13 protein-coding genes are annotated in these 11,543 nt (G+C 35.6%); 9 read left to right on the top strand and 4 right to left on the bottom strand.

Translation table 11 applies throughout. The features are described from left to right. Positions 1-167 precede the first annotated feature (167 nt). Positions 168-887 carry a methyltransferase gene (locus Q0093_RS04225; RefSeq protein ID WP_297928548.1) on the top strand — a complete coding sequence of 240 codons (720 nt, stop codon included), beginning with the start codon at positions 168-170 and terminating at the stop codon, positions 885-887. Positions 888-1,067: 180 nt separating this feature from the next. Here Q0093_RS04225 and Q0093_RS04220 read toward each other — a convergent pair whose 3' ends face one another. From Q0093_RS04220 to Q0093_RS04205, 4 genes are read right to left on the bottom strand one after another with little or no spacing between them, the layout of a single operon-like run. Next, positions 1,068-1,841: a prephenate dehydrogenase/arogenate dehydrogenase family protein gene (locus tag Q0093_RS04220; RefSeq protein WP_294177443.1), complete on the bottom strand. Its 774-nt coding sequence runs from the start codon at positions 1,839-1,841 to the stop codon at positions 1,068-1,070. 4 nt (positions 1,842-1,845) lie between these two features. Then, on the bottom strand, positions 1,846-2,919 hold the full coding sequence (locus Q0093_RS04215; RefSeq protein WP_294177444.1) for a bifunctional 3-deoxy-7-phosphoheptulonate synthase/chorismate mutase type II: 1,074 nt from the start codon (positions 2,917-2,919) through the stop codon (positions 1,846-1,848). Between the two features lie 23 nt (positions 2,920-2,942). After that, positions 2,943-4,127, bottom strand: a complete 1,185-nt coding sequence (locus tag Q0093_RS04210) for an aminotransferase class I/II-fold pyridoxal phosphate-dependent enzyme (protein ID WP_297928547.1) — start codon at positions 4,125-4,127, stop codon at positions 2,943-2,945. Beyond that, positions 4,102-4,944, bottom strand: coding sequence for a prephenate dehydratase (locus Q0093_RS04205; RefSeq protein ID WP_297928546.1), 843 nt, complete (start codon positions 4,942-4,944; stop codon positions 4,102-4,104). Before Q0093_RS04205 ends, Q0093_RS04210 begins: the two co-directional genes overlap by 26 nt. Before the next feature lie 779 nt (positions 4,945-5,723). Between Q0093_RS04205 and Q0093_RS04200 the strand changes: the two genes are divergently transcribed. From Q0093_RS04200 to Q0093_RS04165, 8 genes are all read left to right on the top strand, one after another. After that, the gene (locus tag Q0093_RS04200) at positions 5,724-7,013 is read left to right on the top strand and encodes an inositol-3-phosphate synthase (RefSeq protein WP_294177447.1); all 1,290 of its coding nucleotides are present in this window, start codon (positions 5,724-5,726) and stop codon (positions 7,011-7,013) included. A gap of 34 nt (positions 7,014-7,047) precedes the next feature. Continuing rightward, entirely contained in the window at positions 7,048-7,521 is a 474-nt protein-coding gene (locus Q0093_RS04195) for a phosphatidylglycerophosphatase A (protein WP_294177448.1), read from the top strand. Then, entirely contained in the window at positions 7,506-8,006 is a 501-nt protein-coding gene (locus tag Q0093_RS04190; protein ID WP_294177449.1) for a GtrA family protein, read from the top strand. The genes Q0093_RS04195 and Q0093_RS04190 overlap by 16 nt, the downstream gene beginning before the upstream one ends. Positions 8,007-8,024: 18 nt before the next feature. After that, complete coding sequence (locus tag Q0093_RS04185; protein ID WP_297928545.1) at positions 8,025-8,687, top strand: CDP-alcohol phosphatidyltransferase family protein; 663 nt, start codon at positions 8,025-8,027, stop codon at positions 8,685-8,687. Positions 8,688-8,691: 4 nt separating this feature from the next. Beyond that, positions 8,692-9,630 (top strand): phosphatase PAP2 family protein, encoded by a 939-nt coding sequence (locus Q0093_RS04180; protein ID WP_297928544.1) that lies wholly within the window; start codon positions 8,692-8,694, stop codon positions 9,628-9,630. A 107-nt stretch (positions 9,631-9,737) separates the two neighbouring features. Beyond that, positions 9,738-10,196, top strand: a complete 459-nt coding sequence (locus Q0093_RS04175) for a hypothetical protein (RefSeq protein WP_294177452.1) — start codon at positions 9,738-9,740, stop codon at positions 10,194-10,196. Between the two features lie 244 nt (positions 10,197-10,440). Further along, complete coding sequence (locus Q0093_RS04170) at positions 10,441-10,869, top strand: Fur family transcriptional regulator (RefSeq protein ID WP_294177453.1); 429 nt, start codon at positions 10,441-10,443, stop codon at positions 10,867-10,869. Positions 10,870-10,895: 26 nt separating this feature from the next. Beyond that, positions 10,896-11,450: an NADH peroxidase gene (locus Q0093_RS04165; RefSeq protein ID WP_294177454.1), complete on the top strand. Its 555-nt coding sequence runs from the start codon at positions 10,896-10,898 to the stop codon at positions 11,448-11,450. The last annotated feature ends 93 nt before the right edge of the window (positions 11,451-11,543 follow it).

Here is an 11,543-nt window from a genome sequence, read left to right as displayed (position 1 = left end):
ATGTTAATTGTCATTTTGTCAGTAATTAGGATTAAATACATTGTCAGCACTCCTGAAAAATCAATGTTATATTATAGTACAATGAGTGTGCCAAAAAATAAACAATACTTAGATCCCCATAAAATTGTTATTATTTTTTGTTTATTTGTATTCTGAAATTTTTATTTATGGGAACTCATTATTTTCAGTTTAAACAATTTACCGTATATCATAACCGCTGTGCAATGAAGGTAGGTACAGATGGCGTGCTGCTTGGAGCTTGGTGTAATATCCCGAAAAATGGGAATATATTGGATATAGGAACTGGAACAGGAATAATCGCATTAATGGCGGCGCAAAGATCTTCGTTTTCTCAAGTATCTATCGATGCAATTGAGATCGATAGAGATGCGTACTTGCAAGCTAAAGAGAATATATCATCTTCTCCATGGAGCAATAGAATACAAGTAATTAATTGTTCTTTACAAGAGTATGCGGAAATGTCAGAAACTCTCTATGATCATATTGTGTCTAATCCTCCTTATTTTGATAATACTCTGCCTCCCCAAAGTCTCTCTCGGCAAATGGCACGACATACAGCTTCACTAACTTATGAAGGGCTTGTATCCAATGCAGTAAGGTTATTGAAACCTGAAGGTCACATCTCCGTTATATACCCCGCAGACCAAGATAGACAGTTGACCCGTATAGCTGTCTGCAACAAATTGTGGGTGTCTCGGAAAGTCTGGATAAAAGGACGTCCGAATGTCTCACCTAAAAGAGTTTTAGTAGAGTGGGGGAAGTATCCCGTAAGCTATATAGAAGACGAGCTTGTTATAGAGACAGCTCCTTTGACATATACATTGGAATATATTGCTTTAACTAAAGATTTTTATTTAAAAATGTAAGAGCTTGTCCAAATTCTCCGATGAAAAATATTATCAGATCATTTTTGCGTTTTCTTTCGGTTTGCTTTCTCTTTTTCATTTATTAGATAGCCCGTGATTTTCCTCGAAAGAAATTCTCAAAACTGATACAAGCAGAATTTAAACAGATTTAAAAAAAACGCGGTATTACACCGCGTTTTTTTATCGAATATTTTCCCGTAAGCGAGTCAGATATGCCTTCATTTTGTCACTATCCTTACGTTTTATAATGTCGAGCAGTATATCCAGCTGTTTTTGAATTTGCGATACCTGTTCGGGCGTGTGCGGATTAAACAGAATCTCCGTGAGGAGGTAATCATCTTCGGAAAGAAGCCCGTGGGCAATATCCATATGCTTTTTGAATGTTGTACCCGGTGCGTCTTGAGGCTTCATTACGGCAGCAAAAACGAGAGTAGATGCAAATGGAATCGATAATGAATAGGCGATTGTTTCATCATGCTCCTTAAATGAATATTCGAATATTCTTAACCTCAAATTACTGTATAGGTCTTTAAAAAAGACTTTTCCTAAGTGGTCGGACTCGGAAATGATAATCGTATTTTGAGTACTTAAGTCACTGAGGTTTGCAAATGTGGGTCCGAACATTGGATGAGTCGAGACAAACGGGTGTCCGGCCTTTTGGTAAAATTCCGGAAGTCCTGTTTTTACAGAGGCAATGTCGGATATAATGCAATTAGCAGGGATATGGGGCAATATCATTTCGAATGCAGCGATTGTATATTTTACGGTTGCTGCATTAATGACCAATTCCGGTTGAAACTCTTTTACTTCCTCTAACGTTGTCATTCGGTAAGTATTGAATACAAATCTCAACCGTTTAGGATCAGTATCAAAAAGTGCGACTTCATGTTGAAAACTTAGTACATCTGCAAAAAAAGAGCCCATTTTCCCAGCTCCGAGAATAAGTATTTTCATCGCTTTATTTATTCAAAATATTCATTTGTTGCCTTACCGATTCTTCGTGAATTGCCTGTAAAACCGATTTCATAAATTCTCCGTCCATATCCAAATCTATTGCTTGGTTGATCCGTTTACTCAAAATCTCATCATAACGAGTCGGCTGCAAGACTGTCATATCATGTTCTTTCTTATATTGTCCGATTTCTCGGGATATACGCATCCGTTTAGCCAATAATTCCAGTAATTGATTATCCAATTCATCAATCTGTCTTCTAAGTTCTGCTAAATTTTCTGTAGTTTGAGTAGTCTCCCGGATAACCAACATGTTTAAAATAAAGTTGAGAACATCAGGTGTTACTTGTTGATTTTTGTCACTCCATGCACAATCAGGATTACAATGGGATTCTATAATCAGCCCGTCAAATCCCATATCCATAGCTTGCTGGCATAAGGGCGCTACAAGATCACGTTTTCCCCCTATATGACTCGGATCGCAAATTATCGGTAAATTCGGAAGACGTCGACGAAGTTCGATAGGAATATGCCACTGTGGCAGATTTCGGTAAAGTCTCTTATCATAAGAACTGAATCCTCGATGTATTGCCCCGATTCGATGAAGTCCGGCATTATAAATTCTTTCTATTGCTCCGATCCAAAGTTCGAGGTCGGGATTAACCGGATTTTTAATTAAAATAGGAATATCTACGCCTTTAAGAGCATCGGCAATTTCTTGTACTGCAAATGGATTTGCCGTGGTACGTGCACCAATCCAAAGGATATCAATACCATGCTTCAATGCCTCAAATACGTGATGTTGATTGGCTACTTCGGTTGCCGTGTACATTCCGGTAGTTTCTTTTACCTTCTTTAACCAAGCCAGTCCCTCTGTTCCTACACCTTCAAAACCGCCCGGTTTCGTCCGTGGTTTCCAAATTCCAGCTCGGAATATTTTAATTCCCTGTGCTGCCAAACCTTTTGCGGTTTCTAACACTTGTTCTTCTGTTTCGGCACTGCAAGGTCCAGCCATTATAAGGGGGCGCTTAGCTTCTATGCCGGATAATAAAATTGATTCGAAGTTTAATGTTTCTGTCATAATTATATTCTTATTTATTGATTTTATTTAAGGCGACTTTTAATTCTGTCAAGAGCTTCCAATAAAGTCGTTTCATTAGCACAAAGCGAGAGACGTATATATCGATCTCCTAAACTTCCGAAGACTATTCCCGGAGTTATAAAAACTTGGGCTTCATATAATACTTTGTCCGCAAGTTCCGAACTATCGGTTATATGATCAGGGATTTTTGCCCACAAGAACATTCCTGTTTGTTCTGGATTAAAAGAACATCCTAACTCATCTGCAATTTGTTCTGCAATTTTTCTTCGTTTTCGATATATCGCATTCATTTCTTCATACCATTCCGGACCGGAAGACAAAGCTGCAACCGCTGCTTTTTGCATAGGACGGAATGTCCCGGAATCAATATTGCTTTTTACACGAAGAATCCATTCGACGAATTGAGGGTTCGATGCTAACATTCCTATACGCCATCCCGGCATATTATGAGCTTTACTCATCGAATTCATTTCTATGCAAATATCTTTAGCTCCGGGAACAGAAAGAATACTTAAAGGCTTTTCGTTAAGAATGAAACTATAAGGATTATCGTTTATAATGATGATATTATGTTTTTTCCCGAATGCAACTAGACTTTCAAATAAATTTATGGATGCGGGAGTTCCTGTCGGCATGTGCGGATAATTGACCCACATCAATTTCACATTTGACAGATCGTTCTTCTCGATTGCTTCAAAATCTGGTAACCAGCCGTTTTTTTCGGTTAATTCATAATTGATAATATGCGCCTCAGCCAGTTTACTGACCGATGTATATGTCGGATATCCGGGATTGGGAACTAAAACTCCATCTCCGGGATTTAAAAAGGCTAATGATATATGTAAAATTCCTTCTTTAGAACCGATAAGAGGTTGTATCTCGGTTTTGGGATTCAATTCTACGCCGTACCACCGTTTATACCAATCCGAAAATGCTTCCCGTAATGCTGGAATACCAATGTATGGCTGATATCCGTGTGCATCTTCCCTTCGGCTATCTTCACATAGTGCGTCTATTGTTCGGATATGAGGTGGACGGTCTGGGCTACCAATTCCAAGACTGATAACATTTAACCCTTTTGCATTCATATCAGCTACTTCTTTTAACTTTTTCGAGAAGTAGTATTCTTTGATTTGGCTTACTCTGTTAGCCGGACATATATCAGAGAGTTTCTGTAAATTCTGCATATTCTCCTTGTATTTTAAAATCTTTAGTTAGTGGTTTGATCGCTTCTAACGATTGTTTGTATCGAGTATAATCAGAAAATGTTATATCGACATAAAATCTGTATTCCCACTCTCTTCCGATTATTGGAAGAGACTGTATTTTCGTGAGATTTATGTCATAGAACGATAATATTGTCAAGACTTTTGACAGACTTCCGTTAGTGTGAGGAAGAGTAAAAATAAGAGATGCTTTGTTTATAGTTTGGCGATCGGTAAGATCATCTCGTTGCCAACTGTCCGCTAATACTAAAAAACGGGTGAAATTCCGTTTATTTGTCTCTATACCGGATTCTAATATGTTAAGCCCGTACATTTCTGCTGCCAGACGGCTGCAAATTGCAGCATGACCTTTGAGACCTTTTTCTTGTATTTCACGAGCACTTGCCGCGGTATCATCTTTTTCTACAATTTTAATATTAGGTAATTGATTCAGAAATTCTTCGCATTGCATTAAAGCGATCGGGTGAGAATTTATCTCGGATATATTTTCGAGAGTTTCACCGGGAAGGGCCGCTAGCACATGAGAAATTCTCAATTTATATTCTCCTATAATACTCAAATCGCTTTTGCGTAATAGCTCATGATTTTGTAATAAAGATCCGGCAATCGTGTTTTCTATTGCCATTATTCCGAGAAGAGAATCGTCTTTGCTCATTTTCTCGAATAAGCTGGGAAACGTCAAACATGGCTCGACCTCGACTTCTTCATTGGTGAAATAAGATCGGGCAGCCATTTCGTGATAACAACCCGGTATTCCTTGTATTGCAACTTTTTTCATTTATAAGAATTTTCTAATTAAAAAAATCCCACACTTTCGTTGAAAGGTGGGATACTTTATTTTGTTATATATCGGATATATAGAATCCCACCTTATGTACTCATAAAGTAATAAAAATAATAAAAGTAAAATCGCTGAAAAGTTTTCATAATCAATTATTCTAAAATTAAAAAATCCCGCTCATTCGAACGGGATTCTCAATATATTGTATTTTTTTGTTCTATAATAAAATCCCGTTTTACTTTCTTTTAAAGTAAAAATAGAAATAAAAATATGTAAAGCTAAAAGTGTTCATCATGCAACTATGTTATTTTTATGGCTACAAAAGTAATGATTTGTTTTTTCAATCAAAATATTTTTGTCTTTTTTTTGCATTATGGATAAAAATATTTTTATTTGCTATCCGAAAATGCTCATTGATTTAATATGTCAGGTTAATATGTGGTAAAATCAATGTCCTTTTTAGAACATTTTTTCTACCAAATAGACCTTTTTTTATACATTATAGAATCCGTACCTTCGTATTCAATTTTAATTGAAAAAATTGGGGGTAAGGACGGTAAAAAGAGGCTTTTCCCTGATTTTTGTATAATCTTATTTATAGGTTTGAATTTCTCCTCGGAAATCGTAAATGAGTAATTTTGTTAATTTGCTGGTTTCTAAGGAGATCTTAGAGTGTGTATAATAAAGAATAATTAATTAACTGATAATAATATCTAAACTAGCGGATATTCAGGGAAATCCCGGGAGGTTCGCATAATTTTATAAACTTGGAAGAAATGAAACAGGAAATTAAGCCGGCAAACGGTCGTTTGGGTGTCTTGGTTGTGGGAGTAGGTGGTGCTGTCTCAACTACAATGATTACAGGAACATTAGCTGCTCGTAAGGGATTGACAAAAGCTATCGGCTCAATCACACAGATGGCTACAATGCGTATGCAAGACGGTAACGAGAAACTTATCAAGGATATTGTTCCTTTAGTTGACCTGAACGATATCGTATTCGGAGGTTGGGATATTTTCCCGGACAATACATACGATGCAGCCTTATATGCAGAGGTTTTGAAAGAAAAAGATTTGAATCTCGTAAAAGATGAATTGCAGGCGATTAAACCAATGCCTGCCGCGTTCGACCATAATTTTGCAAAACGATTGAACGGCACTCACATTAAAAATGCCGCTACACGTTGGGATATGGTAGAACAGTTACGTGAAGATATTCGTAGCTTTAAAGCTGCAAATAACTGCGATCGTATCGTCGTATTATGGGCTGCAAGTACCGAAATTTATATTCCAATGAGTGAGGAACATAAGTCTCTTGCTTCATTGGAAAAAGCGATGAAAGACAATAATACAGAAGTTATATCTCCAAGCATGTGCTATGCCTATGCGGCTATTGCAGAAGGTGCTCCGTTTATTATGGGAGCTCCGAATTTGTGTGTAGATATTCCGGCTATGTGGGAATTCTCAAAAAAACAAAATGTTCCTATTGCAGGTAAGGACTTCAAGAGCGGTCAGACATTGATGAAGACAGTTCTCGCACCGATGTTCAAGACTCGAATGTTGGGTGTTAGCGGGTGGTTCTCTACAAATATTTTAGGAAACAGAGATGGAGAAGTACTTGATCAGCCCGAAAATTTCAAAACAAAGGAGGTCAGCAAATTATCTGTTATCGATAATATTTTTGAGCCTGAAAAATTCCCTGATTTATATGGTGATGTATATCATAAAGTGCGTATCAATTATTATCCTCCGCGTAAAGACAATAAAGAAGCGTGGGATAATATTGATATTTTCGGATGGATGGGATATCCTATGGAAATCAAAGTCAATTTCCTTTGCCGGGACTCTATTCTTGCAGCACCTATCGCTCTTGATCTAGTCATTTTCAGCGATCTTGCAATGCGTGCAGGAATGTGTGGTATCCAAACTTGGTTGTCATTCTTCTGTAAAAGTCCGATGCATGATTTCGAACATCAACCGGTGCATGATCTGTTCCAACAATGGCGAATCGTAAAAGAAACCCTTAGAAATATGGTAGGAGAGACTGCTCCAAGTTATTTGGATTAGTCATAATAGCCGCATAATTTTATCGGATGGATTTATGAAGAGAGCCAAATTATTCCATATAATCATCGCATCCGGTTTCGGATCAGGATTTTCTCCGTTCGCTCCGGGAACAGTAGGGGCTCTTGTTGCTATTATTATTTGGACGGTATTATTTTATGTAATACCGTTTAATACTCTATTAATAGTAACAAGTTTACTTATAGTTCTTTTTACTGCAGCCGGAATTTGGTCGGCCGATAAGATGGAATCAGAATGGGGGAAAGATCCGTCAAAAGTGGTCATAGATGAAATGGTGGGAGTTTGGATTGCATTACTTGCCGTACCGGAAGGGAATATCTGGTATATTCTGTTTGCTTTTTTATTGTTTCGCTTTTTTGATATATTTAAACCACTAGGCATTCGTAAAATGGAACAGTTGGACGGTGGAATCGGTGTAATGGCGGATGATATTTTGGCCGGAATATACAGTTTTCTTTTACTGATGGGGTTAAGATGGTTGATCGGATAAAAAAATATGCAAAAATAGTTTCGGAAAGAGACGGTTTCTTTATGTTTTTGAGAGCACAGTTGTCCTCTCAATTGGCGACAATAGTAGATTTTATTATTACAATAGGACTCGCAAAGTTGTTTAGCGTTTATTATGTCTATGCAACTTTTGCGGGTTCTTTTTTCGGAGGAATTGTCAATTGTATCATTAATTATAAGTGGACATTCCGACCAGAAAATTGTAAAAAGATAAATATTGCAGTCAAATATATTCTGGTTTGGTGGGGAAGCCTTTTTCTCAATGTCGGGGGAACATTTCTTGTGACAGAAGCTACTACTAAGGTAATATGGATTCGGAATATTTTCGGACATTATTTGGATAATCTGTTTATATTTTCTAAGGTATTAGTAGCTTTGGCAGTCGCTTTTTTTTGGAATTATAATATGCAACGTATTTTTGTTTATAAAAATCACGAACTGAAATTTTCTTTTAAACGTAAAAATTAAATTTAAAACATACTAAGAATGAAATTTAGAGATTGGGCTCAACAAGTAATTTATAAAATCATTAATCCGGTAGTACATGGATTAGTAAAAGTTGGAATAACACCGAATATCGTAACTACTACAGGATTATTTTTTAATATTGTTTCAACCATTATATTAATTTATGGAGGAATATACGGAGAAAAAAACGATTTTTCTTACATCGGTTGGGCTGGCGGGGTTATTTTGTTTGCCGGATTATTCGATATGTTAGACGGACAAGTTGCACGTATTGGAAAAATGAGTTCTTCCTTTGGGGCACTATATGATTCGGTACTTGATAGATATAGTGAATTAATTGTGTTTTTTGGGATATGTTCTTATATGATGGCACAAGGGTATATTGCCGGATTTATAATTGCGTTTATTGCATTAGTCGGATCATTAATGGTCAGTTATGTAAGAGCTAGGGCAGAAGGTCTTGGTATAGAATGTAAAGTAGGGTTTATGCAGCGTCCAGAACGGGTTGTATTAACGGCTATTGGAGCATTAGGATGTGGTGTGTCTGCTTGCTTTATACATGAAGAATCTTTATTGAATCCTATTTATATATTTGAGGCAGCACTGCTCATTATTGCTATTTTTTCTAACATTACGGCATTTGCTCGTTTAGCTCATTGTCGAAAAGTAATGAATTTGTGAATTTATGAAAATATTGAACTCTCTACCTCCAAAAAATGAAATCTTAACCGTAATCGTTATTGCAATTATATTTATTGTAATAACTTCTGTTTTTGTTGGATTGCGTCCGGAACATTTATTAATGGTATCTGTTTTCTTAATCCTGTTTTTTGCAGGAAAGTCGACAAGAAAGTTTGCTGTAGGATTATTACCTTTTTTTATCTTCGGAATTTCATATGATTGGATGCGTGTATATCCCAATTATGAAGTCAACCCTATTGATGTGCAGAATTTATATAATCTTGAAAAATCTTTGTTCGGAATAAAAGAAAATGGAGCTTTATTGATTCCATGTGAATATTTTGCTTTACACCATTCAGTAATAGCAGATGTTTTTGCCGGCTTTTTTTATTTATGTTGGGTACCTGTGCCTATCGCTTTCGGAATATGGCTATATCTGAAAAAAGACAGACGTTTATATCTCCGATTTTCAATGGTTTTTTTATTGGTGAATTTAATAGGATTTATAGGTTACTATATTCATCCGGCAGCACCCCCTTGGTATGCAATAAACTATGGCTTCGAAGCAATACTTAATACACCGGGCAATACTGCAGCTCTTGGTCGTTTTGATGAATTGATAGGATTGCCGATTTTCGATTCATTATATAGCCGTAATTCGAATGTTTTTGCCGCAGTACCATCTTTGCATGCAGCATATATGGTTGTGGCTTTTTATTATGCATTAATAAAAAAATGCCATCCGGTCATTATCATGATCTTTGCAAGCCTTATGTGTGGAATTTGGTTTACCGCAGTTTATTCTTCACACCATTATATTATTGATGTTCTACTCGGTATTACATGTGCATTGTTAGGAATTCTCATTTTTGAAAAAGGATTGATGAAAATTCCCGGATTCATGAAATTTTTCAACCGATATCAGCATTATATAGAGGCTTGATGCTATTTGGATCGTGAATTTTTAGAAATAATGTAAGAAATAAATCAGCTTTAGACTCTGATTCTTGATTTTTATGTATCTTTGAATAAAATATGGGAGGATAAGTAATGGAAGCTACAAAAGAAAAGCTTTACAATGACATTTCATTGGTATTTACGGATGCTATAGAAACAGTAAGAACAAATGAAGGTTGTACATTAACAGATATGTATGTATGTGTAAAATATGATGACTTGTCATTTATTATTTATGATGATTCCGAGAATATCCTTCTTCAGGAGACTATCGATGATTGGGATAATCTGAAAGAAAACTCTGAAAATTTCGAAGAGGCTGTTATCGATTCTTTAAAATACGTTTTAAATACAGATAATATTAAGCAGAAATTCGAGTCTCTTGATTTTGTAGGTCCTTTTTCTGTAATATTAGTTGATGATAATTTTGAGCAAATATGTGAATTAGTGACATATGATAAAGACATGATTTATTTGGAAGATGATTTTTTAGATAAGATGGATAAAGAATTGGATGAATTTTTTGAAAAATTGATGTCGGATGTAGAATAGTGATTTAGCTTATAAATACAATATTGATCATTCCCCAATATGAAACTAACTTCATATTGGGGAATATTTTTAAAATAAAAGATTAATAAGTTGACTCTGATTTAATTGTAACCAGAATAAGCGGTAAATAATTAAACATCTCTTGTATTTTTATTTATGTTAATCTTTGTAAATGTAATTGTGAAATTAAAAATGTATTTTACATTTGCATCAAATTAAAATTTGTAATTATTACAAATATAAAATGAGTCAAGAAAAAGGATATACAAGATTAGTTTCTCATGGGATAAAACCTTCTCTCCAAAGAATTGCTATTATGAATTATTTGATAGAGAATAGTACCCATCCGACTGTAGATATGATATTTAGTGATTTATATCCTGATATTCCGACATTATCTCGTACAACTGTATATAATACATTGAAAATACTTGTAGAGCAGGGTGCGGTACAAATGCTGACAATCGATGATAAAAACAGTAGATACGATGCAGATATAACTCCTCATGCTCATTTTAGATGTTGTAAATGTGGTTGTATAAAAGATTTACCGATAAAAGAAAATATTATATTCAAAGAAAATTCAGAAAAAATAAAAATTACCGAAGTTCAACTATATTGTAAAGGCTATTGTGCGCAATGTCTGAAGAATATAGAAACAGAAAATACATAAATTAGTTAAATTCAAATTCTTACATTATGAAAAAGAAATTTATTTGTACAGTGTGCGGTTATGTTCATGAAGGGGAAGAAGCTCCAGAATTTTGTCCTCAATGTAAACAACCGAAGAGCAAATTCAAAGAGCTTATAGAGACAGAAGGGGCTTTACAATTTGTAGACGAACATGTATTGGGTATTGCAAAAGGTGTCGATCCTGAAATTTTAGAGGGATTGAATGCCCATTTCATGGGTGAGTGTACCGAAGTCGGTATGTATTTGGCGATGAGTCGTCAAGCTGACCGTGAAGGTTATCCGGAGGTAGCAGAAGCATTTAAGCGTTATGCATGGGAAGAGGCTGAACATGCTGCTAAGTTTGCAGAATTACTTGGCGATGTTGTTTGGGATACCAAGACGAACTTGAAAAAACGGATGGAAGCTGAAGCTGGAGCTTGTGAAGACAAAAAACGGATTGCAACGTTGGCAAAACAACAAAATCTAGATGCAATTCATGATACAGTTCATGAAATGTGTAAAGATGAAGCTCGTCACGGTAAAGGTTTTGAAGGCCTATACAATCGTTATTTCAAAAAATAAGAAAGACTTGAATAATGTTTTAGAGTCCGCTTGCAAACAGTAAGCGGACTCTTTTATTATTTGAACTATTATTCCTTTTTTTTAAAGTAATAT

Source organism: uncultured Coprobacter sp. (assembly GCF_947855755.1).
Taxonomy (GTDB): domain Bacteria; phylum Bacteroidota; class Bacteroidia; order Bacteroidales; family Coprobacteraceae; genus Coprobacter.
This window is presented reverse-complemented; position numbering and strand designations above follow the sequence as displayed.

Bases quoted from the DNA above. Each gene is read 5' to 3' on its own strand.
- Q0093_RS04210 (WP_297928547.1), bottom strand. From the start codon at position 4,127: ATGCAGAATTTACAGAAACTCTCTGATATATGTCCGGCTAACAGAGTA.
- Q0093_RS04205 (WP_297928546.1), bottom strand. From the start codon at position 4,944: ATGAAAAAAGTTGCAATACAAGGAATACCGGGTTGTTATCACGAAATG.
- Q0093_RS04180 (WP_297928544.1), top strand. From the start codon at position 8,692: ATGAAAATATTGAACTCTCTACCTCCAAAAAATGAAATCTTAACCGTA.
- Q0093_RS04185 (WP_297928545.1), top strand. From the start codon at position 8,025: ATGAAATTTAGAGATTGGGCTCAACAAGTAATTTATAAAATCATTAAT.
- Q0093_RS04220 (WP_294177443.1), bottom strand. From the start codon at position 1,841: ATGAAAATACTTATTCTCGGAGCTGGGAAAATGGGCTCTTTTTTTGCA.
- Q0093_RS04190 (WP_294177449.1), top strand. From the start codon at position 7,506: ATGGTTGATCGGATAAAAAAATATGCAAAAATAGTTTCGGAAAGAGAC.
- Q0093_RS04175 (WP_294177452.1), top strand. From the start codon at position 9,738: ATGGAAGCTACAAAAGAAAAGCTTTACAATGACATTTCATTGGTATTT.
- Q0093_RS04195 (WP_294177448.1), top strand. From the start codon at position 7,048: ATGAAGAGAGCCAAATTATTCCATATAATCATCGCATCCGGTTTCGGA.
- Q0093_RS04170 (WP_294177453.1), top strand. From the start codon at position 10,441: ATGAGTCAAGAAAAAGGATATACAAGATTAGTTTCTCATGGGATAAAA.
- Q0093_RS04200 (WP_294177447.1), top strand. From the start codon at position 5,724: ATGAAACAGGAAATTAAGCCGGCAAACGGTCGTTTGGGTGTCTTGGTT.
- Q0093_RS04215 (WP_294177444.1), bottom strand. From the start codon at position 2,919: ATGACAGAAACATTAAACTTCGAATCAATTTTATTATCCGGCATAGAA.
- Q0093_RS04225 (WP_297928548.1), top strand. From the start codon at position 168: ATGGGAACTCATTATTTTCAGTTTAAACAATTTACCGTATATCATAAC.
- Q0093_RS04165 (WP_294177454.1), top strand. From the start codon at position 10,896: ATGAAAAAGAAATTTATTTGTACAGTGTGCGGTTATGTTCATGAAGGG.